This is a genomic window from Burkholderia sp. F1 (assembly GCF_050813845.1).
GTDB lineage: Bacteria > Pseudomonadota > Gammaproteobacteria > Burkholderiales > Burkholderiaceae > Burkholderia > Burkholderia ubonensis.
Genome location: NZ_CP172422.1, coordinates 2,468,970 through 2,490,875, shown reverse-complemented (window position 1 = coordinate 2,490,875; position 21,906 = coordinate 2,468,970). Strand labels below are relative to the sequence as shown.

Sequence of the window (21,906 nt, the reverse complement as noted above, 5' to 3'; positions counted from 1 at the left end):
TCACCCCACGTGACTGAACCAGGCCTCAACGAGCTGAACGCGCTGCTGGCGCGCGTGCCGTCCGTCGAGCGCGTGCTGTCGTCGGCGCCGCTCCAGCCGGTGCTGGACGAATACGGCCGCACGCGCGTGCTGCAGGCGGTGCGCGCGGAACTCGAGCGCTGGCGTACCGCGGCGCAGCATGATCCGGCGGCGGCCGAGCCGCTCGACGAAACGCGCATCGCCGCGACCGTCGCGCGGACGCTGGCCGCGCAAAGCGCCGGCGCGGTGCGCACGGTGTTCAACCTGACGGGCACGGTGCTGCACACCAATCTTGGACGCGCGCTGCTGCCCGACGACGCGGTGCGCGCGGTGGTCGCCGCGCTCACGCAGCCGCTGAATCTCGAATTCGACCTCGCGACGGGCCGTCGCGGCGACCGCGATGACCTGATCGACGATCTGCTGTGCGAACTGACCGGCGCCGAGGCGTCGACGGTCGTCAACAACAACGCGGCCGCGGTGCTGCTGACGCTGTCGGCGCTCGCGCCGAAGCGCGAGGTGATCGTGTCGCGCGGCGAGCTGGTCGAGATCGGCGGCGCGTTCCGCATTCCCGACATCATGAGCCGCGCGGGCGCGCGGCTGCGCGAAGTCGGCACGACCAATCGCACGCATCTGCGTGACTACGCCGAGGCAATCGGCCCGCGCACCGCGCTGCTGATGAAGGTGCATTGCAGCAACTACGCGATCACCGGCTTCACGAAGGAAGTGACGCTGCCCGAACTTGCGCCGCTCGCGCGCGAGCACGGGCTGCCGGTCGCCGTCGATCTCGGCAGCGGCACGCTCGCCGACCTCACGCAATGGGGGCTGCCGCGCGAGACCACGGTGCGCGAAACCGTGGCCGGCGGCGCAAACGTTGTCACATTCAGCGGCGACAAGCTGCTCGGCGGGCCGCAGGCCGGCCTGATCGTCGGCGACCGCACGCTGATCGGCAAGATCAAGAAGCACCCGCTCAAGCGCGCGCTGCGCGTCGGCAAGCTGACGCTCGCCGCGCTCGAGCCCGTGCTGCGCCTGTACCAGGCGCCGGAATTCCTGCGCGAACGGCTGACCACGCTGCGCCTGCTGACGCGCCCGCAAGCGGAGATCGCCGCGGCGGCCGCGCGCGTGCAGCCGGCGCTGCAGGCGGCGCTCGGCAGCGGCTACGCGGTCAGCGTCGAGGCGATGTTCAGCCAGATCGGCAGCGGCGCGCTGCCGGTCGATCAGTTGCCGAGCGCCGGGCTCGTCGTGCGCACGCCGGACGGCAAGCGCGGCGGCCGCGCGCTCGCGCAGCTCGAGAAGCGGCTGCGCGGATGGCCGCGTCCGGTGCTCGGGCGCATCGCCGACGGCGCGCTGCGGCTCGACCTGCGTTGCCTCGAAGCGGCCGACGAGGCGGCGTTCGTCGCGCAATGCGCGCGCATCGCGGAGCCGTCGGCATGATCGTCGGCACCGCGGGGCACATCGATCACGGCAAGACGACGCTGGTGCGCGCGTTGACCGGCGTCGACACCGATCGTCTGAAGGAAGAGAAGGCGCGTGGCATCTCGATCGAGCTCGGGTATGCGTATACGCCGCTCGACAACGGCGACGTGCTCGGCCTGATCGACGTGCCCGGCCACGAAAAACTTATCCATACGATGGCGGCCGGCGCGTGCGGGATCGACTTCGCGCTGCTCGTGATCGCCGCCGACGACGGCGTGATGCCGCAGACGCGCGAGCATCTCGCGATCCTGCAGCTGCTCGGCGTCACCCACGGCGCGATCGCGCTGACGAAGGGCGATCGCGTCGACGATGCGCGGCGCGCGCGGGTGCGCGACGAGATCGCCGCATGGCTGCATGATTCGACGCTGGCCGATGCGCCGGTCTTCGAAACCTGCGCGACCGATGTGGCCGATGCCGGCGTCGCGGCGCTCAGGCGTCATCTGGCCGACGCGGCGATCGCGTGGCGCGCGCGGCGCGACGACGGGCTGTTCCGGCTTGCGGTCGACCGCGTGTTCACGCTGGCGGGGCAGGGCACGGTCGTGACCGGCACCGCGTTCGCCGGCCACGCGAACGCTGGCGAGACGCTCGCGATCGTGCGCACCGGCCGCGCGGCACGCGTGCGCAGCATTCATGCGCAGAACCGGCCGGTCGACGTCGGACACGCGGGCGAGCGGTGCGCGCTGAATCTCGCCGGTGTCGACAAGGGCGACGTCGAGCGCGGCGACACGGTCGCGGACGCGCGTCTCGTCGCGACGTCGCCGCGCATCGACGTCGAGCTGACGCTGCTCGCGGATGCGGGGTTGACGCTCACGCACTGGGCGCCGCTGCATGTCCATCTCGGCACGCTGCATCGCGTCGCGCACGTCGCGCTGCTCGACGGCGAATCGCTCGTGGCGGGCCAGCGGATGCGCGCCCAACTGGTGTTCGACGAGCCGGTGTTCGCGCTGCCCGGCGACCGCTTCATCGTGCGCAATCCGCAGGCGACGCGCACCGTCGGCGGCGGCCGCGTGCTCGATCCGTTCGGCCCCGAGCGCAAGCGCCGCACGCCCGCGCGCCGCGCGTGGCTCGACGCGCTCGCGGCGTGGCTCGACGAAGGGCGGCTCGACGCGCTGCTCGCGCAGGCGCCGCTCGGCCTCCCGCGCGCGACGCTCACGCACCTGACCGGTTTCGCACCGGACGCGCTGACGTTGCCCGACGACGCGCTGGCGATCGGCCAGCACGGCCCCGCGGCGAACGACGGCTGCGTGATCGCGCGCGAGCACTGGCGTGCGCTGCAGGTGAAAACGCTCGACACGCTGCGCACGTATCACGAGCGCGTGCCGGACGAGCAGGGGCTCGATGCGGCGCGTTTGCGCCGGATGGCGGCGCCGCTCGTCGACGACGTGCTGTGGCGTGCGCTGGTCGACGCGCTGGTCGACGGCGGTGAAGCGGCGCGAAGCGGCCCGTGGCTGCATCTGCCGTCGCATGCGGTGAATCTGGATGCGCGCGAGGAGGCGCTCGCGCAGACGCTGTTGCCGCTCGTGCGTGCGGGACGTTTCGATCCGCCGTGGGTGCGTGATCTCGCCGGCGCGACCGGCGCGGCCGAGGAGGCGGTGCGCGCGCTGTTGCGCAAGCTCGCGCGGCGCGGCGACGTGCATCAGGTCGTGCGCGACCTGTTCTATCACGCGGACGTGGCGCGGGAACTGGCCGTGCTCGTCGCGCAGCTCGCGCAGGCGCGCGCGGGCGGCTTGGATGCCGCGACGTTTCGCGATGCGACGGGGCTCGGCCGCAAGCGCGCGATCCAGATCCTCGAATTCTTCGATCGGGTTGGGTATACTCGCTTCCACCGCGATCTCCACTTCCTGCGCCCTGATAGCGGCTGGCTCGATACGACGGCGTAGGTATCGGTTTTTTCCCCCCAAGGAAGGCATTCGTATCCGGTGGTACGGCCGGACTTCAAATCCGGTTAGGGGCGTCAGACGCTCCTGGGTAGGTTCGACTCCTGCTGCCTTCCGCCAATCAGGACCGGTCGAACCTTCGACTACGCGCTACGCACCATCGACCTGTCGGCGGCTCCCGTCGTGTTCGGGATTCACGGTCCGTCACGCGTGCGAATACGCCGCGGTCTCGTTCAACGTACAAAACAGCGCGATTCCCGGCGTCACCGGGCGCCTCGGCGCAGGGCGAACTGAAGTCGCAATGTCGTTGATCGGCATAGTCCGCCGCAATCTCCTTGCCTTCGGCAGCGCCGGCGCTGCTTCTTTGCGCGCGGTGTCACGCGGCGGCTCACGATCGGCAGACGCGACGACAGCACGCCAAAGCGCTTCGCGCCAGTCGACTCGGTGCCACGAAACACGTCCAGAACACCATCCGTAGGGGATTTCCCGAGCCCGTCAAATACTCGTTGACTGCCAAAATTCGGGCCCATATATTGAACATGTTCCTTCCTGTTCCTTGTGTTGAGGACGAGTGCGGACGAGGGTCATGCGACCCGTGCAAGATCGTCAGGCTAACTTTCATTTATTGGGATACTGATGAAGACCCATACCTATGCGGGTTGCGTTGCCTTATTGGCATGCGCTGGCGCCCACGCACAATCGACGGTGACGATGTACGGCATCATCGACGAATTCGTTCAATACGTGAATACAGGAAAGGGATATACGGCGGCCATGGGCTCCAGTGGCGAGTGGGCAAGCCGATTCGGCCTCAAGGGCAGTGAGGAAATCGGCGCCGGACTCAAGGTTAATTTCCAGATGGAGAATGGATTCAATCCGAACGATGGATCGATGGCATCTCCGTCGCAGATATTTAACCGACAGGCGTGGATCGGAGTTTCCGGAAGCTGGGGCGAATTCAGGATGGGGCGCCAGAATTCACCGGTATTTTACGATCAAGGCTATCTCGACGCGTTCGGCGCTTCCACGCAGGCGTCGGGCTTCAGCAACCTGATGACCTTCGTCGTTCGAACCAGCAACACGATTTCCTATCAGTCTCCAGTCGTGGCGGGCCTGCAGGCGGGCCTGTACGTCGGTTTCGGAACCGAGGGCGGATTGCGCTCGGGCGGTTCCAGCTACCAGGCCGATTTGCAATACAACCAAGGTCCGATCGCAGCGGCAGTCGCCTGGCAGGCCGTAAGAAATAAAACCAATAACTCGACCGATACCGCGATAGAAGCCGGCGCGTCATACCAAATCGGAAAGGCGACCATTTTTGCCGGATGGAATGCATCGCGCTGGACGGACATCGGGTTGAACGTTCGTGTTTATGGCATTTCAGGGAAATATCAAATAACACCGGCAAGCATGGCGGCTTTAGGTGTTGCAATGCTGCGCGATCAGACGTCGGCAAATAATCATGCGCGTCAGATCAGTGCGATGTATCAATATGACGTATCGAAAAGAACCAGCCTCTACGCGACGATTTCCTATTTGGATAATCGCAACGAGGCAAGTTACACCCTGGCCGGCTCGGCCAATCCCGGATTGCCGCTGGCCTATCCCGGCGCGCCCGCGCGGGGAATCTCGCTCGGCATGTTCCACAAATTCTGAGTCCTTGCATCCGTCTGATCTTCCGATACCATGAACATGTATAACCCAGTGCTCTATGCTTCGCACCCGGACGATCCGCTCGTCGGTGCGGCGTGTGAGCGTGACCGGCTATCGGAGGATGCGGATGAAAAAGCGAACCAACACCATCACGATGTCGAAGGCGGACAAGGTGGCGGAGACGTTGCGGAAGGAAATACTGTCGGGACGGCTGACGCGCGGCCAGTTGCTGCGCAGCGAGAGCGAGCTGATGGAGCGCTTCTCCGTCAGCCGCAACACGGTTCGAAAGGGGCTCGACGTGCTTTCCAACGACGGCCTGATCGCCCGAAAAGGCGGTGTCGGGTCGTTCGTGACCTACGACGGCCAACTGCTCGACAGCGAGCTTGGCTGGTCGAAGTCGCTGGAGAACGCACCGGTGGGCGCGCAGACGCAGTTGCTGCGCATTGCGCTCGTGCCGGACGAAGCGCTGGCCAGCCAGATCGGTGTCCAGCAGCAGATGTTCATTGCGGTGGACCGGCTTCGGTCGGAGTCGGGCACGGGCAAGCCGATTTCGTACGAGTGCAGCCGGATTCCGTTTTCCGACGCGCTGGCGGACATTCCGCTGCAAGGACTGATCGAAGGCTCGCTCAATCGCACGCTCGTGGAGCACGGCATGGTGCCGGACCACGGCGAGGAATGGGTGGAAATCGTCGGGCTCGAGCCGGCCGATGCCGACGTGCTCAAGCGGGCGCCGGGCACGCCGTTCTTGCGTACCCGCCGCCTGACGCGCGGGCAAGACGGAAACCCGATCGAGTATGTGGTCAGTCTGCTGGACCCCACGCACTTTGCATTGCACCTGGAATTTTGACCGATGACTGAGACAGTGAATCAGGACCAGCTTGATCGTGCCGTCGGCGCGCTGCTGGGCTGCGCGCTTGGCGACGCCGCGGGCATGCCTACGCAACTCCTGTCGCCTGACGGGATTCGCGCGATTTACGGCAACGTGACGGGGTTTGTCGCGCCAAGCGACGACCATCCGCTTTCCGCCGGGCTCGCCGCCGGGACGATCACGGACGATACCGAGCAGACGCTGCTCCTTGCCGAAACGCTGCTGCGTTCCGGCGCCGCATTCGACCACGCGCGGTGGGTTGACGCGCTGATCGCATGGGAGAACGATATCCGGGCGCGCGGCGGCTATGACCTGCTGGGGCCGTCGACCAAACGGGCGCTGACGGCAATCAATGCCGGCGTGCCGGTCGAGGAGGCCGGCAAGGCCGGCGATACGAACGGCGCGGCAATGCGCATCGGCCCCGTGGGGATCGCGACGCCGCTCGATCCGCTGACGCGGCTCGTCGAGCGCGTCGCGGATACCTGCCGGGCGACCCACAACACCAATCTTGCGATCGCATCCGCGAGCGCCGTGGCCGCCGCAGTCAGCGCGGGCATCGAAGGGGCCGACGTGCACGAAGCCACGAAAGTCGCGATCGGCGCCGCCTCCCTCGGCGAGCGCGAAGGGCATTGGGTGGCCGGCGCGTCGATCGCCGGACGCATCCGCTGGGCGGTCGACCATGTGCTGCGTTGCGACCGGTGGGCGGCCGTCGAATTCATCACGGAGCTCGTCGGCACCAGCGTCGCCGCGCAGGAGTCCGTACCGGCCGCGTTCGCCGTGCTCGCGGCGACCGGGGGAGATGTGTGGGAGGCTTGCCTGATGAGCGCGAATCTTGGCGGCGACACCGATACGATCGGCGCGATCTGCGGCACCGTTGCCGGTGCTTGCCAGGGAAGGGCGAAGTTGCCGGCCGCGATGGTGGCCGAGGTCTGCCGCGTCAATGCGCTGGATGTGGAGCCGATCGCGCGAAGGCTGCTGAAAGCCCGGCACGCGTTCGCCGCGAGTGCGGGTGCCGGCGCGCTGGTCGCCCGTTCGCCGAGCGGAGCATGAAGCACATGGGGCGCATCGTTCACATGGGCAGCGCGATCGTCGATCTCACGTACGAGATCGACCGCGTGCCCGAGGCCGCCACCGAAGTGCAGGCGAAAAGCGCGCACGTCGACGTCGGCGGCGCCTTCAACGTCATGGCGGCCGCACGCGCGTGCGGCGTGTCGGTCGTCTACGCCGGCCGACACGGCAGGGGGCCGTTCGGCGAGCGCGTGCGCGCGCGGCTGAGCGGCGCGGGCATCGAGGTGGTGCAGCCCATTTCGGACGACGGCGATACCGGGACGTGCGTGGTCCTCGTCGACGCGGACGCCGAACGCACGTTCGTCACGCATTCCGGCGTCGAGAGCCGGCTCGAGCGCAGCGATCTGGCGCGCGTCGACGTGACGCCCGGCGATCACGTCGTGCTGTCGGGGTACATGCTGTCCTATCCGGCCAGCCGGGACGCGCTGTGTGACTGGGTCGACGCATTGCCCTCCCACTGCACCGTCGTCTTCGATCCCGGTCCGCTCGTGCAGTCGATCCCGCGCACGCTGCTCGAGCGGACGCTGCGCCGCGCCGATTGGGTCAGCTGCAATGCCGACGAGGCATTCCGGCTGTCCGGCGAGCGCGAGCCGCTGCAGGCGCTCCAGGCGATGCGGCGCACATTCGATCTGGCTGGGGCGGGCGTGCTGCTGCGGCTCGGCGCGAACGGATGCCTGCTGGATCAGGGCGGACCTCGCACCGACCATGTACCAGGATTGCCGGTCGCGGCGATCGACGCAAACGGCGCGGGCGACACGCACCTCGGCAATTTCGTCGCGAAGCTCATCGACGGGTGCGATGCGCTCGACGCCGCCCGTTACGCGAATGCCGCGGCCGCCTACGCGGTCACCCGGCGTGGTGGCGCGGTGGCGCCCGACCCGAAGACGGTCGCCGCTTTCATCAGATCACGTAACAACGAATAGGGCCGGTTGCGGCGCATCTCGCTGCTCGAATTCAACCTATTTCTTCTGGAGTCTTAAAGATGACGACGATCAAGACCATGCTCGGTTTCGCGCTTGCCGCGGCCGTTGGGGCCGCCGCGCTCTCGGTGTCGCACGATGCGCGCGCCGACGACGTTCACGTGCTGAACTGGAAGGGATACGGGACGGACGAGCCGTGGGCGCTCAAGGAGTTCGAGGCGCGTACCGGCTACCACGTCGTCAACGATTACTTCAATTCGGAACAGGAGATGCTGACCAAGCTGCGGACCAATCCGGGCACCTACGACGTCGTGATGGTCAACAGCGCGTTCAACCAGCAGGCGCGCTCGGAAAACCTCCTGCAGCCGATCGTCGTGACGGGCATGTCCAACGTGCCTGATCTCGATCCGCGGCTGCGTCATTCGCCGATGCTCGAGGTCGGCGGGCAAGCGTACGGCATTCCGTGGGTATGGGGCGTCACGTCGTTCGCGGTCAATGACGCGAAGATTCGACCCGCCCCCGATTCGATCGAATCGTTGTGGAATCCTGCTTACAAGGGCCACGTCGGATTGCGCGACGACGCGATCGAAGCCGTCCAGTTCGCCGCGCTCGCGACCGGCCAGAAGATCAACGACATCAGGAATCTGAACGCGGTCAAGGCGAAGCTCACGGCGCTCATGCCGCAGTTGAAAACCTTCTGGAGCTCCGAAAACGACTGGAACCAGTACACCGCGTCGGGGGTGTTCTACATCGCGAGCTACTGGAGCGGATCGGCGGCGCGCGCGCGCAACAAGTTCTCGCTGCCGGTGACGTTCGTCGTGCCCAAGGAAGGCGCGATCGGCTGGCTCGACTCGCTGTCGATTCCGAAGGGCGCGCGCAACGTGCCAGGCGCGAAGGCGTTCATCAACTACATGATCGATCCCGGCTTCTATACGCAATGGGACGCTCGCGTCGGGGCGCCGGTGTCGGCCAACATCAAGGCGGTCGCGGCCTTGCCGGCCGCTTCGTTCAACCGGGCGGTGTTGTCCACGGCGACGACGCGTGCGCGGATTCAGTTTCAGGAACCGATCACGGACGACAAGCGCAAGACGTACCTGCAACTTTGGCAGGAAATCAAGGCGCAGACCGAATGACGGGACGACACGGATCGATGCTCTGGAGAGTGCCATGCGAATTGCATTGACGCCGCGCGGCGAACGGCCATTTGTTCGTGCGATGACATTGGCCGGGCCGGCCTACGGCTGGCTCCTGCTGGCGGTCTTTCTGCCGCTGTCGGTCATGCTGCTGCTCAGCTTCATGAGCGATGTGCCGGTCGCCGGCCGGTCGTGGTCGATGACGCTCGCGAATTACGTGACCGCCGTGACCGACCCGCTGTACCGGACGATGCTGGCCCGCTCGCTCTGGCTCAGCGCGCAAGTGACGGCCATCTGCACGGTGCTGGCGTTTCCGTGCGCGTACATGCTGGCCAAGGTCATTCGCGGCCGGGCGCGGGAGGCGCTGTTTCTGCTGATCATCCTGCCGTTCTGGAGCAACGGCCTCGTCCGGATCTTCTCGTGGAGCATGGTGCTGCGCAGCGGCGGCATCCTGGACATCCTCGTCAATCACCTGTCGCCGTGGAACGTCAGCGTCGATCTGATGTTTTCCTATCCCGCGGTCGTGATCGGCCTCGTCCAGTCGTATCTGCCGTATTCGGTGCTGACGACGTACCTGAGCCTGCAGGCGATCGACGATTCGCTGACCGAAGCCGCCCGCTCGATGGGTGCGAGCCGGGCGACCATCCTGCGTCGACTGATTCTGCCGCTGTCGGCGCCGGGGCTGCTGGCCGGCGCAGCGCTGATCTTCGTGCCGGTCGTGGGCGCGTTCATGGAGCCGCGGCTCCTGGGCGGGCGCAAGGGGACGTTTTTCGGCACCGTCGTCGAGGACCAGTTCGTCGCGGTGTTCAATTGGCCGCTGGGCGCCGCCCTGGCGTTCATGCTGCTGGCCGTCGTGCTCGTCATCCTGTTCGCAGGCATGCGGCTGTCGAGGAGGGGGGAATCGCAATGAGGTCACTTGAATCCGGAACGCCGCTGCGACGCGGGTTGACCGGCCTTCCTCGCGCGTCCAACGGCGGGGGCCGCGCGCTCGCGCGCCAGGGCGCCGTGCGCGGCCTGGTCGGCCGGTTGTATGTCGTCGCCATCATCGGATTTCTGTATCTGCCGGTCGCGATCATGGCGCTGATGTCGCTGAATGCGTCGCCGCTGTTCGAACTGCCGATTCATTTCACGTTCGACTGGTATCGCGCGGCCATGAGCGATAGCCAGCTGATGGACGCGGCGCTGAGGAGCGTCAAGCTCGCGGTGTCGACGATGGTGCTGTCGACGATGCTCGGCGTGATGGCCGCGCTCGCGTTTTATCGCTACGAGTTTCCCGGCAAGCGGCAGATGCAGGCGCTGCTGTTTCCGCCGATGGCGATTCCGTGGCTCATCACCGGGACGGCGATGCTGATCTTCTTCTTTTCGATCGGCATCGGACGGGGCATGCACGCGATCTTGCTCGGGCACGTCGCGCTCGCGCTGCCCTACGTGATCATCGTCGTGGGCGCGCGCCTGAAGACTTTCCCGATCGAGCTGGAGCAGGCGGCCCGATCGCTGGGCGCGACCGGCTGGCAGATCACGTGGCGCGTGACGTTGCCAAACATCGCGCCCGGCATCGTGGCGGGCGCGCTGTTCGCGTTCGCCGTGTCGTTCGATCAGTTCGTGGTGTCCTATTTCCTGTCCAGTCCGGGGCAAACCACGCTGCCGGTGGAAATCTACAGCGCGATCCGAAAAGGCTTTACGCCGGCGATCAATGCGATCTCGACGCTGATCATCATGATTTCCATGGGCATCATGGTAGTCGTTTCGCGGCTTTATCGATTTGGTGGAGAGCAGTGATGGCAGAAGTCAACGTATTGAACGTCAGCAAGCGGTATGGCGACGCGCGGGTGCTCGAGGACGTGTCGATCCGGTTCCCGGAGGGCGGCCTGTATGGTTTGCTGGGCCCGTCGGGCAGCGGAAAAACGACCCTGCTGCGCATGATTGCCGGCTTCGTTTTTCCCGATAGCGGGCAGATCGAGATCGGCGGCCGTTCGGTGGAGCACATTCCGGTGGAGCAGCGCGAAATCGGCATGGTGTTCCAGAACTATGCGCTGTTCCCGAACATGAACGTCGGCGAAAACGTCGCATTCGGGCTGTCGGTGCGCGGGGTCGATCGCGGCGAGATCAAGCGTCGCGTCGACACGGCGCTCGAACTGGTGCAGCTTGGCGCCTATCGCGAGCGGCGCATTCATCAGCTGTCGGGCGGTCAACGCCAGCGGGTCGCGCTGGCGCGCGCGGTCGTCACGCGGCCACGCGTGCTGCTGCTCGACGAGCCGCTCAGTGCGCTGGACAAGTCGCTGCGGGTGGACATGCAGGTCGAGCTTCGACGCATCCAGAAAGAAGTCGGAATCACGACCCTGTTCGTGACGCACGATCAGGAAGAGGCGATGACGCTGAGCGACCGGATCGGCATCCTGCGCAACGGGGCGCTGCTGCAGGAAGGCTGCGCGCGAGAAATCTACGACCGGCCGCAGACGGAATTCGCGGCGACGTTTCTCGGCGACGCGAACGTTTTTTCCGGCGAACTCGAAGGCGGTGATTTTCGCCTGGCCGACGGCAACCTGCTCGGGCTGGCTCGCGATCACGAGATCAGCACGCAGCGAAAATGCGCGGTACGGCCGGAAAAGATCTCCATTCACCGCATCGGCGACTTCAGTCCGGACCCGGCATGCAATCGGCTTCAGGCGCGTGTGCGTCAGCAGGTATTCGCCGGCGTGAACACGACCTATATCCTCGGATGGCATGGCCAGACGCTCAAGGTTCACGTGCAGAATCGCGGGCACGACGTCATTCCGGTCGATTCGGACGTTCTGTTGAGCTGGGCGCCGGAGGACACGGTGCCGGTTTACTGATTTCAGGTCGCTGCCCATTCGAGCGATGGGGAAGGGCAGCCAGCGTGCCGCAGCGCGGGGAGAACATGTCGCGAGCCAAGCCTCGAAAACCGGGAGGGCCCATTCCCGGATGGTTGAAGAAGCAGATGCTGCTTCAGTTGCCGGCCGGCTACATCCGGCAGCTCTCGCTGGCAAACCACCTTGCGCTCGTCGGCTGCTGCTCCGAGGCGAGCCTCAGGCATTCGCTCAATGAGCTGATACGTGTCGTCTATCTGTCCTATTTCCTGTGGGAAGCAGGTTATGCGCAGGCGCAGGCCGTGCTGTTTCTGGATGCGGAGCGTGCGCTGGATGACGCTGTCCTGCGCGCAATGGAAACCGGCATATGGCGGCTGGTCGATGACGAGGCGGATATCCTGAAGCTGATCGTCGCCGTGCACGACGATCAGCTCGCAACGGTAACGGGACGTGCCTACGTCGAGGCCCGGCATCGACTGGAGGCGTTGCTGAGCGTGCCGCAGACGGTCTCGCCAATCAGGAGGCGATGGGTCGAATGTGCGGGTGCATCGGATTAGCTGGCGGCGCGGGCCCGGGCCTCGGTTGCATTCGGCGGTCGGCCTTCGGCGAGAAGGCAGGTGGGCGCGCGGCATGCGGCGCATCCGCGCGCGCCGTCGATCAGCGGTTGACCAGCCTGGCCGGATACGCAAGCGCCAGCGCGCAGCCGACCAGCATGCACGCGGCGAAGCCGTACAGCCCCGCGCTCTGCGAATGGAACGTGTCGCGCAGCCAGCCGATGAAATACGTGCTGCCGAACCCGCCGAGGTTGGCGATCGAGCACGCGAACGCGATCCCGCCCGCCGCGGCGGACCCTTTCAGGAAGGTCGACGGCAGCGCCCACACGACCGGCATCGCGGCAGCCGCGCCCGCGTTGACCAGCGAGAACAGCAGCACCGTCGCGAGCGTACCGTGGGTGCCGGCTGCCGCGGCGGCCAGCGCGGCGCCGGAGACGAGAAACGGCACGACGATGTGCCAGCGCCGCTCGCGCGCGCGGTCGGAACTCGCGCCGCAGTACAGCGTGCCGATCACGGCGGCGGCGTTCGGGATCACCATCAGCCAGCCGATCTGGTACGCGTCCTTCACGCCCGTGTCGCGCAGGATGCTCGGCAGCCAGAAGCTGACCGCATACAGGCCGAGCAGCACGCACAGGTCGATGAGGCCGAGCGCCCAGACCTTCGGGTCGGTGAACGCGTTGCCGAGCGCGTGGCTCTTGTCGCCGGACGGCTCGCTGTCGAGATTCGCGCGCAGCGTCTTCTTCTCGTCCGCGTTCAGCCACGCTGCCGACTCGATGCTGTTCGGCAGCCAGCGCAGCACTGCGAAGCCGAGCGCGATCGACGGAAGCGCCTCCAGCAGGAACAGCCATTGCCAGCCGCCGAGCCCGTGCACGCCGTCGAAGAAACGCATGATCCAGCCGGAGATCGGGCTGCCGATCATGCTCGACAGCGGCAGGCCGACCATGAAGAGCGCGACGATCCGCGCGCGGCGCGCGTCCGGAAACCACTGCGTGAGATACAGCAGCACGCCGGGAAGGAAGCCCGCCTCGGCGACGCCGAGCAGGAATCGCACGACGTAGAACTGCATCGGCGTGTGCACGAACATCGTCGCGCCGGACAACAGCCCCCACGTGATCATGATGCGCGCGATCCAGAACTTCGCGCCGACGCGCTGCAGGATCAGGTTGCTCGGGACTTCGAACAGGATGTAGCCGGCGAAGAACAGGCCGGCGCCGAGGCCGTACACGGTGTCGCTGAACTTCAGCGCATCGAGCATCTGCAGCTTCGCGAGGCCGATGTTGATGCGGTCCAGATAGGCCGCGAAGTAGCACAGACAGAAGATCGTGATCAACCGGATCGCGACCTTGCGGTACAGGTTGCCGTGCTGCGCATCGCGCGCGGGGACGGCGGCACTGGAATGTACGGTAGACATGGGATTGCCCCTGTTCTGATGTGGCGGTTGGGAAGAATGCCGGTCGATGCGGGTCCGTGCTGAACGCTCGCCGGAGTCTGTATAGCACGCCAATTAAATAGCGTACACACTATAAAATATGACTCGATCGCAACGCCGGAAGACAGGCTTCCCGGAACGGGTGGATGAACCTAATTCCATATGAATAAAGGTGTTTTTCAAGGTGGCGAGATCGTATTCCGGTGCGGAGAGAGGCGAGGTGGCATGCACGTTGATGGTGCGTATGCGCTTTAAAACCCGGGCGTCGCCGAGGTGGCCATGATCTCCCGCAAGGCCGGGCGGGGCACGCGGGCGATGCCGTCAAGTTCAGGGTGTACACTCGTTATCTTTCGGTTTCAGGCCGCGCCGGCCCCCTTACTTTCATGGCGTCTTCCAAGGATTCCTACGACTTTCACGACCAGATCGGGCATTTGCTGCGCCGCGCCTATCAGCGGCACGTCGCCATCTTTCAGGAGGCGATTCCCGATTCCGATCTCACTGCCGCGCAGTTCGTCGCGCTGTGCGCGGTCAAGCAACAGCAGGCGTGCTCGCTCAACGACATCGTCAAGGCGACCGCGATCGATCAGGCGACGATTCGGGGCGTCGTCGACCGGCTCAAGGCGCGCGCGCTGATCGAGGTGCTGCACGATCCGAACGACGGCCGAAAGCTGCTGGTGCGCGCGACGGCGGCCGGCCTCGCGCTGATCGACCGGACGGTCCCGTTCGCGAAGCAGGTGACGGAGCGCACCTACGGCGCGCTCAATCCGGGCGAGCGCGTGGCGCTGCAATTCCTGCTCCGCAAGATGATGGAATCCGAAGAGGAATGATCGGTCGCCGCCGCGCAGCGCTCAGGCGCAACCCGCCGCCGCGGGGCCGGCCGGCTCGGGCGCGAGCAGCCGGCCTGCCGCACGCAGGCCCGCGCGGATCGTCTCGGGCGTGAACGGCGGCGCGTAGAAGCGCACGCCCGTCGCATCGCAGATCGCGTTCGCCAGCGCCGACGGTCCGGGCACCGACGCGGACTCGCCCGCGCCGAGCGGCGGCTCGCCCTGCCTCGGCATCAGCACGACGTCGACGGCCGGCACCTCGTCGAACGTCAGGATCGGATAGCTCGCCCATTCGCGCGACGCGACCTTGCCGTCGACGAAGCGCACGCGCTCCTTCAGCGTGCGGCTCAGCACCTGGATCACGTTGCCGTGGACCTGGTGGCGCACGCCGTCCGGATTGATCATCGTGCCGGTATCCTGGCCGACGGTGATTCGCTCGACGCGGATCTCGCCCGTCGCGCGATCGACCGTCAGATCGACGACCCATGCGGACCATGCCGCGCCGAATCCCGGAAAGCGGCTGTGCACGTAGCGCGCATACGCGATGCCGCGGCCATGCGCGACGCGCGCGTCGTCCGGCTCGCGCCGCGTGCGGGGTGTCCATCCCGCACGCGCGGCGACCGCTTGCAGCAGTTCGGCGGCGCGCGCGTCATTCAGATGGCGCAGGCGGAATGCCAGCGGATCGACGCCGGCGATTGCCGCGCATTCGTCGGCGAACGCATCGTGCGCGAACGAATTCGGCAGCGCCGACACGCCGCGAAACCACGACGCGCGGACGAGCGGCGCGAGGTCCTCGCAGACGAAACGGCGATTCGGGCACGCATAGGGCGACACGGCGGTCCGGTCGCCCATCTCGAACACGCGCGGCTCCGGCGCGATCGCGCCGGTCAGCAGCGACGCGAGCAGCGGCGCGTCGTTCGATGGATAGCGGGTCGAGAAGTCGTAGCCGAGCAGCCGGCCGTCGCGGCCGACCGTGCCGGTCACCTGCATCACCTGTCCCGCGCCCTTCGGTTCCCACGCATGCTCGTCGGCGCGCGACAACTGCACGCGCACCGGTTGCCCGACTGCGCGCGACAGCAGCAGCGCGTCGCCGCACACGTCGTCCGCGCCGTTGCGGCCGTAGCAGCCGGCCGCTTCCATCCGCACGATGTCGAAGTCGGCTTCGTCGCGCGCGACGAGGGTCGCGAGGTCGCAGCGCAGCGACGCCGGGTTCTGCGTGCCGGACCAGACGGTGATCCGGCCGTTGCCCGGTGCGCGAAAATCCGCCACCGCGCACGACGGGCCGATCGAGCCGTGCATCTGGTACGGCCACGCATACGTGCGCGACAGCGTGATCGCGTCGGGCAGTGCGCGGGCGGCGTCGACGTCGCCCTCGTCCAGCAGCAGGCGCTGCCGCGCCGGGGCGGCGGCGATCGCGGCGGCGGGGGCGTCGAGCGGCGGCAGCGCGGGAAGCGGGCGCCACGTCACGCGCAACTGGCGCGCCGCGCGTATCGCGTGTTCCTCGCGTTCGGCGACGACGCCGATGAAATCGCCCGCGACGACGACGGCGCGCAACCCGGGTACGTCGGCGACCGATGCGCGATCGACGTCGACGAGCGACGCGCCGACGAACGGGCCGCTGTCGATCCCGGCATAAGGCGGCCTGACCACGCGGCCGTGCAGCATCCCCGGCACGCGCACGTCGTGCACGAACGTCAGCGCGCCGGTTGCCTTGGCCGGAATGTCGACCCGCGGCGACGCGCGGCCGACGATCCGGTACGTCGCCGGGTCCTTGGTGCGCGCGTTCAGGTCCAGCTCGAGCGCGATGCGCCGCCCGGCGACCAGCTCGGCGAACGTCACGCGGCGCGCATCCGGCGCACCGGTCGCGAAGATGCTGCCGTCGTCGCTCGACAACCGCGCGGCGGCGACGCCGAGGCGCTCGGCCGCGAGCTGCAGCAGCGCGTGCCGCGCCTGCGCGGCCGCGCAGCGCAGCGGCACCGCGGAAATCTGGATCGTCGCGCTGGCAATGGTCGGGCCCTGGTTCGGCGTCGTCGCGGTGTCGCCGAGCACCATCGAGATCCGCGCGGCGGGCACGTCGAGTTCCTCGGCGACGATCTGCGCGAGCGACGTGCGGATGCCGGTGCCGAGATCGACGTGGCCGTTGAACGCGAGGATGCGGCCGTCGTCGAGAATCGCGACGAACGCCTCGGGCCGGTCGGGCACGTACGACGACAGGCTGCCCGGCTGGCCGGGCGCGGGCTTGACGGGCGGCGCGGGCTGCCGGATCACGGTCAGGCAGCCGTCGCGCGCGAGCAGTTCGGAAGGGTTCACGGTGAGGCGTTCCAGTCGGGCCGATAAGGGGAGGCATCGGCGCACGCCGCGATGCCGCCGTGCCGCCGTGCCGCCGCATTCGACGCAAACGAATGTAGGTGGCCAGAAGCGGCGCGTCAATCGCGCGGCGGCCGTCCGCGAACTACCGCGCGGAGGCCGGCGCGCGCGCAGCGTCGAGCGCCGCGATCGCGGCGTCGAGCGGCATCACGGCCGCGTACTTCTGCTGCATGTCGAACAGGTTCGCGTCGTGCGGCGCGATCGCGCGGTCGCCGACGCAGTCCGACAGCACGAGCGGCCGAAAGCCGTGCGACATCGCGTCGACGACGCTCGCGCGCACGCAGCCGCTCGTCACGGCGCCCGCGACGAGCAGCGTCTGCACCGCGCGCTGCGTGAGCCAGGCGCCGAGTTGCGTGCCGAAGAACGCGGACGGCACGGTCTTGCGCACGACGAGCTCGCCTTTGGCGGGCGCGAGTTCGGGCACGATCGCGCTGTTCGGATGATGCTCCGTCAACGTCGCCATGCCGGGCACCTTCAGCGAGAACACGTTGTCGTCGCTGCCGTCGTCCGCGTACACGATGCGGCTGTGCGCGACGGGCCAGCCGCGGCGGCGGGCGAGCGCCAGCGCGTGCGTCGTGCGCGCGATCGCCGGCGCGATGTTGCCGCCGCCGAACGTCGCGGGATCGGCGAAGCCGACGACGAAATCGACGATCAGCAGGCCGATGTTGCCGTGCGGCGGCAGCGGCGTGCCGAAGCCCTGCTGCTGGTAGACGTGCGCTTCGGCGTGGCGGGAAAGGTCGTTCATCGCGGGTCTCGGTTCGTCAGGCGGGTTGGTCGATCACGCGGCCGTCGCGCACGACGGTCTCGCCGTCGAGCGCGACCGTGCAGCGGCGCAGCGGGATGTCGATGTGACAGGTCGTCGTGCGGCTGCCGCCGCCTTCGTTGTTGGGGCCGAGCGAGAACAGGAAGTTGCCTTCGAACGCGCGCGCGTCCATCCCGATCGTCGCTTCGCGGTCGTACAGGCCGAGCGTCGACCAGCGCGCGCGCGGCTGCAGCCCCCAGCCGATGTGCGAGATCGCATAGCCCTCCGGATCCGCGAAGGTTTCCATGTAGTCGCGCAGCAGGTCGGCGTCGACGCCGCCTTCGATGCGCGTCGCGTAGCCGCCTTCGACGGTGAGCGCGATCGGCTCGCTCACGTAATGCTTCTGCGGCAGCAGGATGTCGCCGCGGTCGATCACGATCGTGCCGCGCGCGGTGCGGTCGTTCGGATAGGTCAGCGCGAAGCCGCTCGGCCAGTGGTCCCAGCGGCCCGGCGCATCGACGAAGCCGTATTCGGCGGTCGGCGGGAAGTCGCCGAGCGGGCACGTGAGCGCGGTGCCGGCCGTCGACGTCACGCGCATCTCGCGCGCGGCGGCGATTTTCGTGGCGGCGGCGAGCACGCGCGTGCGGTCGGCCTGCGTCGGCACCATCCGCGCGAGCACTTCCGGCGGTTCGACCGCGAGCAGGATTTTCGTGCCCGATTTCAGGATGTCGTGCTGCTCGGGCGAGAACAGCAGCGTCATCAGGTCGAGCACGAGGTCGCTCGCCTTCAGTGCGGCGATCGCGGCGCGGTTGCCGGTGAGCGGCGTCGTGCCGAGGTAGGCGAGCGGATCGCGGCTGAACGCCTTGTCGCCGTTGACGGGCGGCAGGTCGAGCCGGTTCACGATCGCGCCCATCATCTGCGTCGCGATCAGCGCGCACGACAGCGTCTGCGGGTGCGTGGCCGGGCTCGTCAGGATCGTGACGGTCTGGCCCGGTTCGAGGCGCGACAGCGTGAGCACCTGCTTCCACGCGTCGATCAGTTGGGTATCGCTGACTGGCATCGTCGGCTCCGGTGGGTGCGTGAAGGAAAGGGTCAGGCCGCGAGCGGCGCGCCGAGGAACGCGCCGAACGCCGCGTAGAAGCCGGCCGCGTTGTCCCACGGGATCATGTGGCCGGCGCCGGGCACGCGCACGTGCCGCATCGACGGCGTCGCGCGCTGCAGTTCCGCGACGTCGTCATCGCGCACGACGTCGCCGTGCTCCGCCGTGATCAGCAGCGCGGGCACGTCGAGCCGCGCGGCGTCCGCGTGGAAGTCGTCGGTATGGAAGCCTTCGTACGACGCGCGCACCGCGCGCTCGTCGCACGTGTGCAGCCATTCGGCGCGCAGTTGCCGCTCCGCGTCGGTCCAGGTCGGGCAGAACGCGCGCATCCCCTCGGCGTCGGTGCCGGCGCGCGCGAGCGCCATCGATTCGATGTACCACGGCAGCTTGCCCGGATACGGGCGACGGCCGGGGCCCGACACCGGCGGATCGACGAGCGCGACCGCTTCGAGCCCGCGCGGGCGGCGCAGCGCGGCGCGCGCGGCGATCCGCGCGCCCATCGAATGGCCGACGAGGCTGAAGCGCGACAGGCCGAGCGCGGCCGCGAGCGCCGCGACGTCGTCGGCCTGCGCGTCGAGGCCGTAGTCGAGCGCGGGCGACGCTTCGGACAGCCCGCGGCCGCGCACGTCGAGCACGTAGGTGTCGAACGCCGCGCCGAATATGTCGCCGACAAAACCCCACGTGATCGCGGGGCTCGTGATGCCGGGGACCAGCACGACCGCGGGCCGCGCCGCGCGCGCGTGAGTCGCGCCGCCGTAGCGCAGGTAATGCTGGCGGATGCCGTTCGCGTGAACGTTCGCGCCGTACAGGAAAGTCGAGGGCATGAATGGGCTCCGTTCGAGAGGCGGCGCGCGTCAGTACGCGCCGGACAGCAGCGCGCCCGCGCCCGGCACGACCGGCTCGAGGTCGAGCTCGCGCAGCATCGCGTAGGTTGTCGCGATCGCGGCCGTGATCACGGGCTTGCCCGTCATCGCCTCGACCTTCGCGACCGCCGGCAGCGACGGCATCTGCACGCATGCGGACAGCACGATCGCGTCGGCGTCCTGCCAGGGCAGCGTCTTCACGATGTCGGGCAGGCGCGCGGGATCGTGGCGGCCGACGTCGAGGTTGTCCGGAATCTCCAGCGCGCGGTACGCGAGCACGTCGAAGCCTTCGTTGCGGATGTAGTCGACCACCAGCTCGGTGAGCGGCAGCATGTAAGGCGCGACGACCACGATGCGCTTCGCGCCGATCACCTTCAGCGCGTCGACGAGCGCGCCCGCGCTGGTCAGCACGGGCGCCTGCGCGCCGTTGTCCGCGGTGTGCTTCGTCAGGCGCGCCTGCGACACGCGGTGATAGCCGTGGCCCATCGCCATGATCGCGACGAGGCACGCGTAGCCGAGCACGTCGACGCGCGCGTCGCTCAGCTCGACCGCGCAGCGGTCGGATTCGGCGTCCATCGCCGCGAGTTCTTCCTTGACGACCTTCTTCATCCGCATCCGGCTCGAGTGATACGTGAAGCGCTCGGGGCGAATCGTCTCGCGCAGCCGCAGCATCGCGGGAATCTCGGTTTCCATCGTCGTGTTGGAACTCGGCACGATCTGGCCGATGCGGTAAGTCTTGCTCATGGCGGAAGGCTCCGTGGCGGGTAAGGGTGGGCGAGCGCACTCGGGTTCGAACAAAGTCTAGCGTGTACGTTTGAAAACGACAACGTATCAAAAAATCATAAGGCTTCATTGATCGCCGTAGTGTGCGACATATAGGGGATTTATCCGTGTTTTCCCGTATGGGCCGGCAGCAGCAAACAATCTTCTTGTTTGAATAATTATGAGTGTGTACGCTACATAAACGCGTAATCAACCAGCCCGCTCGAGGACCTTCGACACGGCGGGCTCACGATCAGGAGATCCGCATGAGCAAACCCCGCATCGCAATCATCGGCGCCGGTCTCGGCGGCACGGCCGCCGCCGGCCTTCTGCAGCGCCGCGGCTACGACGTCGCGTTGTACGAGCAGGCGCCCGCGTTCTCGCGCCTCGGCGCCGGCATCCACCTCGGTCCGAACGTGATGAAGGTCATGCGGCGCATCGGCTGCGAGGACGCGTTGAACCGAATGGGTTCGCACCCGGATTGCTGGTACAGCCGCGACTGGCGGACGGCGGACGTGATCGCGCGGATTCCGCTCGGCGACTACGCGTTGAAGACCTACGGCGCGAGCTACCTGACCGTGCATCGCGGCGATTTCCATGCGCTGATGACGCAGGCCGTCACGCCCGGCACGATCCGTTTCGGCAAGCGCCTGGCGTGCGTGGACGACACTGGCGACGCGGTGCGCCTGTCCTTCACGGACGGCAGCGTCGAGACCGCGGACATCGTGATCGGCGCCGACGGGGTGAATTCGCGGATCCGCGAGCATCTGCTCGGCGCCGAGCCGCCGCGCTACACCGGGTATGTCGCGCACCGGGCGGTGTTTTCCGCATCGCTGCTCGGCAACAAGCCTTACGACATGTGCGTGAAGTGGTGGTCGGAGGATCGCCACATGATGGTCTACTACGTGACGGAAAAGCGCGACGAGTACTACTACGTGACCGGCGTGCCGCAGGCCGAGTGGCCGGAAGGCGTGTCGATGGTCGACAGCAGCCGCGACGAGATGCGCGAAGCGTTCGCCGGCTTTCATCCGGATATCCAGCACCTGATCGACGTTTCGCCGTCGATCACCAAGTGGCCGCTGCTCGAGCGCGACCCGCTGCCGCTGTGGAGCCGCGGCCGCCTCGTGCTGCTCGGCGACGCGTGCCATCCGATGAAGCCGCACATGGCGCAGGGCGCGGCGATGGCGATCGAGGACGCCGCGATGCTTGCGCGCTGTCTCGACGAGGTCGGCGCCGGCGATTACCCCGCCGCGTTCGCGCTGTACGAGGCGAACCGCGCGGCGCGCGCGTCGAAGGTGCAGCGCGTGTCGCACGACAACACGTGGCTGCGCGCGAACGAAGACCCGTCGTGGGTGTTCGGGTACGATGTGTTCGACGTGCCGCTCGTGTCGCCGTCGCACGACAAGGTGGCGGCGGCCACCTGACGAGCCC

19 protein-coding genes and 1 tRNA gene are annotated in these 21,906 nt (G+C 67.5%); 14 read left to right on the top strand and 6 right to left on the bottom strand.

The genetic code is table 11. The features are described from left to right. Nucleotides 1-9: 9 nt before the first annotated feature. From selA to ACFIMZ_RS29600, 12 genes are all read left to right on the top strand, one after another. Nucleotides 10-1,449, top strand: coding sequence for an L-seryl-tRNA(Sec) selenium transferase (selA, locus tag ACFIMZ_RS29655; RefSeq protein WP_431823026.1), 1,440 nt, complete (start codon nucleotides 10-12; stop codon nucleotides 1,447-1,449). Then, nucleotides 1,446-3,371 (top strand): selenocysteine-specific translation elongation factor, encoded by a 1,926-nt coding sequence (selB, locus tag ACFIMZ_RS29650; protein ID WP_431823025.1) that lies wholly within the window; start codon nucleotides 1,446-1,448, stop codon nucleotides 3,369-3,371. Before selA ends, selB begins: the two co-directional genes overlap by 4 nt. A gap of 21 nt (nucleotides 3,372-3,392) precedes the next feature. Then, a tRNA-Sec gene (locus ACFIMZ_RS29645) sits at nucleotides 3,393-3,488 on the top strand. Between the two features lie 516 nt (nucleotides 3,489-4,004). Beyond that, nucleotides 4,005-5,021: a porin gene (locus ACFIMZ_RS29640; RefSeq protein WP_431823024.1), complete on the top strand. Its 1,017-nt coding sequence runs from the start codon at nucleotides 4,005-4,007 to the stop codon at nucleotides 5,019-5,021. Between the two features lie 124 nt (nucleotides 5,022-5,145). Further along, nucleotides 5,146-5,865: a GntR family transcriptional regulator gene (locus tag ACFIMZ_RS29635; RefSeq protein WP_431823023.1), complete on the top strand. Its 720-nt coding sequence runs from the start codon at nucleotides 5,146-5,148 to the stop codon at nucleotides 5,863-5,865. Nucleotides 5,866-5,868: 3 nt separating this feature from the next. Continuing rightward, entirely contained in the window at nucleotides 5,869-6,936 is a 1,068-nt protein-coding gene (locus ACFIMZ_RS29630) for an ADP-ribosylglycohydrolase family protein (protein WP_431823022.1), read from the top strand. After that, the gene (locus ACFIMZ_RS29625; RefSeq protein WP_431823021.1) at nucleotides 6,933-7,877 is read left to right on the top strand and encodes a PfkB family carbohydrate kinase; all 945 of its coding nucleotides are present in this window, start codon (nucleotides 6,933-6,935) and stop codon (nucleotides 7,875-7,877) included. Before ACFIMZ_RS29630 ends, ACFIMZ_RS29625 begins: the two co-directional genes overlap by 4 nt. A gap of 59 nt (nucleotides 7,878-7,936) precedes the next feature. Continuing rightward, entirely contained in the window at nucleotides 7,937-9,007 is a 1,071-nt protein-coding gene (locus ACFIMZ_RS29620; RefSeq protein ID WP_431823020.1) for an ABC transporter substrate-binding protein, read from the top strand. A gap of 34 nt (nucleotides 9,008-9,041) precedes the next feature. Beyond that, a complete protein-coding gene (locus ACFIMZ_RS29615) occupies nucleotides 9,042-9,917 on the top strand; it encodes an ABC transporter permease (protein ID WP_431823019.1) in 876 nt (291 codons plus the stop codon). After that, the gene (locus tag ACFIMZ_RS29610; RefSeq protein WP_431823018.1) at nucleotides 9,914-10,786 is read left to right on the top strand and encodes an ABC transporter permease; all 873 of its coding nucleotides are present in this window, start codon (nucleotides 9,914-9,916) and stop codon (nucleotides 10,784-10,786) included. Before ACFIMZ_RS29615 ends, ACFIMZ_RS29610 begins: the two co-directional genes overlap by 4 nt. Then, nucleotides 10,786-11,841 (top strand): ABC transporter ATP-binding protein, encoded by a 1,056-nt coding sequence (locus ACFIMZ_RS29605; protein ID WP_431823017.1) that lies wholly within the window; start codon nucleotides 10,786-10,788, stop codon nucleotides 11,839-11,841. Before ACFIMZ_RS29610 ends, ACFIMZ_RS29605 begins: the two co-directional genes overlap by 1 nt. Before the next feature lie 125 nt (nucleotides 11,842-11,966). Then, nucleotides 11,967-12,392, top strand: a complete 426-nt coding sequence (locus ACFIMZ_RS29600; RefSeq protein ID WP_431823016.1) for a hypothetical protein — start codon at nucleotides 11,967-11,969, stop codon at nucleotides 12,390-12,392. 100 nt (nucleotides 12,393-12,492) lie between these two features. On the opposite strand, the gene ACFIMZ_RS29595 is transcribed toward ACFIMZ_RS29600, so the two are convergent. After that, entirely contained in the window at nucleotides 12,493-13,800 is a 1,308-nt protein-coding gene (locus tag ACFIMZ_RS29595) for an MFS transporter (protein ID WP_431823015.1), read from the bottom strand. 401 nt (nucleotides 13,801-14,201) lie between these two features. Here ACFIMZ_RS29595 and ACFIMZ_RS29590 point away from each other — a divergent pair, with 401 nt between their 5' ends. Next, entirely contained in the window at nucleotides 14,202-14,645 is a 444-nt protein-coding gene (locus tag ACFIMZ_RS29590; RefSeq protein ID WP_431823014.1) for a MarR family winged helix-turn-helix transcriptional regulator, read from the top strand. A 21-nt stretch (nucleotides 14,646-14,666) separates the two neighbouring features. On the opposite strand, the gene ACFIMZ_RS29585 is transcribed toward ACFIMZ_RS29590, so the two are convergent. From ACFIMZ_RS29585 to ACFIMZ_RS29565, 5 genes are all read right to left on the bottom strand, one after another. Next, nucleotides 14,667-16,952, bottom strand: a complete 2,286-nt coding sequence (locus ACFIMZ_RS29585; protein WP_431823013.1) for a molybdopterin cofactor-binding domain-containing protein — start codon at nucleotides 16,950-16,952, stop codon at nucleotides 14,667-14,669. Between the two features lie 142 nt (nucleotides 16,953-17,094). Next, the gene (locus ACFIMZ_RS29580) at nucleotides 17,095-17,754 is read right to left on the bottom strand and encodes an isochorismatase family protein (protein WP_431823012.1); all 660 of its coding nucleotides are present in this window, start codon (nucleotides 17,752-17,754) and stop codon (nucleotides 17,095-17,097) included. A gap of 16 nt (nucleotides 17,755-17,770) precedes the next feature. Further along, complete coding sequence (locus ACFIMZ_RS29575) at nucleotides 17,771-18,811, bottom strand: 2,5-dihydroxypyridine 5,6-dioxygenase (RefSeq protein ID WP_431823011.1); 1,041 nt, start codon at nucleotides 18,809-18,811, stop codon at nucleotides 17,771-17,773. Nucleotides 18,812-18,843: 32 nt separating this feature from the next. Next, nucleotides 18,844-19,674, bottom strand: coding sequence for an alpha/beta fold hydrolase (locus tag ACFIMZ_RS29570; protein ID WP_431823010.1), 831 nt, complete (start codon nucleotides 19,672-19,674; stop codon nucleotides 18,844-18,846). A 30-nt stretch (nucleotides 19,675-19,704) separates the two neighbouring features. Further along, nucleotides 19,705-20,457 (bottom strand): maleate cis-trans isomerase family protein, encoded by a 753-nt coding sequence (locus ACFIMZ_RS29565; RefSeq protein ID WP_431823009.1) that lies wholly within the window; start codon nucleotides 20,455-20,457, stop codon nucleotides 19,705-19,707. A 284-nt stretch (nucleotides 20,458-20,741) separates the two neighbouring features. Here ACFIMZ_RS29565 and ACFIMZ_RS29560 point away from each other — a divergent pair, with 284 nt between their 5' ends. Then, on the top strand, nucleotides 20,742-21,899 hold the full coding sequence (locus tag ACFIMZ_RS29560; RefSeq protein WP_431823008.1) for an FAD-dependent monooxygenase: 1,158 nt from the start codon (nucleotides 20,742-20,744) through the stop codon (nucleotides 21,897-21,899). The last annotated feature ends 7 nt before the right edge of the window (nucleotides 21,900-21,906 follow it).

What these genes read in the sequence shown, in the direction of transcription:
- ACFIMZ_RS29595 (WP_431823015.1), bottom strand. Translation starts at nt 13,800, where the DNA reads ATGTCTACCGTACATTCCAGTGCCGCCGTCCCCGCGCGCGATGCGCAG.
- ACFIMZ_RS29590 (WP_431823014.1), top strand. Translation starts at nt 14,202, where the DNA reads ATGGCGTCTTCCAAGGATTCCTACGACTTTCACGACCAGATCGGGCAT.
- ACFIMZ_RS29615 (WP_431823019.1), top strand. Translation starts at nt 9,042, where the DNA reads ATGCGAATTGCATTGACGCCGCGCGGCGAACGGCCATTTGTTCGTGCG.
- ACFIMZ_RS29605 (WP_431823017.1), top strand. Translation starts at nt 10,786, where the DNA reads ATGGCAGAAGTCAACGTATTGAACGTCAGCAAGCGGTATGGCGACGCG.
- ACFIMZ_RS29560 (WP_431823008.1), top strand. Translation starts at nt 20,742, where the DNA reads ATGAGCAAACCCCGCATCGCAATCATCGGCGCCGGTCTCGGCGGCACG.
- ACFIMZ_RS29630 (WP_431823022.1), top strand. Translation starts at nt 5,869, where the DNA reads ATGACTGAGACAGTGAATCAGGACCAGCTTGATCGTGCCGTCGGCGCG.
- ACFIMZ_RS29600 (WP_431823016.1), top strand. Translation starts at nt 11,967, where the DNA reads ATGCTGCTTCAGTTGCCGGCCGGCTACATCCGGCAGCTCTCGCTGGCA.
- ACFIMZ_RS29640 (WP_431823024.1), top strand. Translation starts at nt 4,005, where the DNA reads ATGAAGACCCATACCTATGCGGGTTGCGTTGCCTTATTGGCATGCGCT.
- selB (WP_431823025.1), top strand. Translation starts at nt 1,446, where the DNA reads ATGATCGTCGGCACCGCGGGGCACATCGATCACGGCAAGACGACGCTG.
- ACFIMZ_RS29620 (WP_431823020.1), top strand. Translation starts at nt 7,937, where the DNA reads ATGACGACGATCAAGACCATGCTCGGTTTCGCGCTTGCCGCGGCCGTT.
- ACFIMZ_RS29580 (WP_431823012.1), bottom strand. Translation starts at nt 17,754, where the DNA reads ATGAACGACCTTTCCCGCCACGCCGAAGCGCACGTCTACCAGCAGCAG.
- ACFIMZ_RS29575 (WP_431823011.1), bottom strand. Translation starts at nt 18,811, where the DNA reads ATGCCAGTCAGCGATACCCAACTGATCGACGCGTGGAAGCAGGTGCTC.
- ACFIMZ_RS29610 (WP_431823018.1), top strand. Translation starts at nt 9,914, where the DNA reads ATGAGGTCACTTGAATCCGGAACGCCGCTGCGACGCGGGTTGACCGGC.
- ACFIMZ_RS29565 (WP_431823009.1), bottom strand. Translation starts at nt 20,457, where the DNA reads ATGAGCAAGACTTACCGCATCGGCCAGATCGTGCCGAGTTCCAACACG.
- ACFIMZ_RS29635 (WP_431823023.1), top strand. Translation starts at nt 5,146, where the DNA reads ATGAAAAAGCGAACCAACACCATCACGATGTCGAAGGCGGACAAGGTG.
- ACFIMZ_RS29625 (WP_431823021.1), top strand. Translation starts at nt 6,933, where the DNA reads ATGAAGCACATGGGGCGCATCGTTCACATGGGCAGCGCGATCGTCGAT.
- ACFIMZ_RS29570 (WP_431823010.1), bottom strand. Translation starts at nt 19,674, where the DNA reads ATGCCCTCGACTTTCCTGTACGGCGCGAACGTTCACGCGAACGGCATC.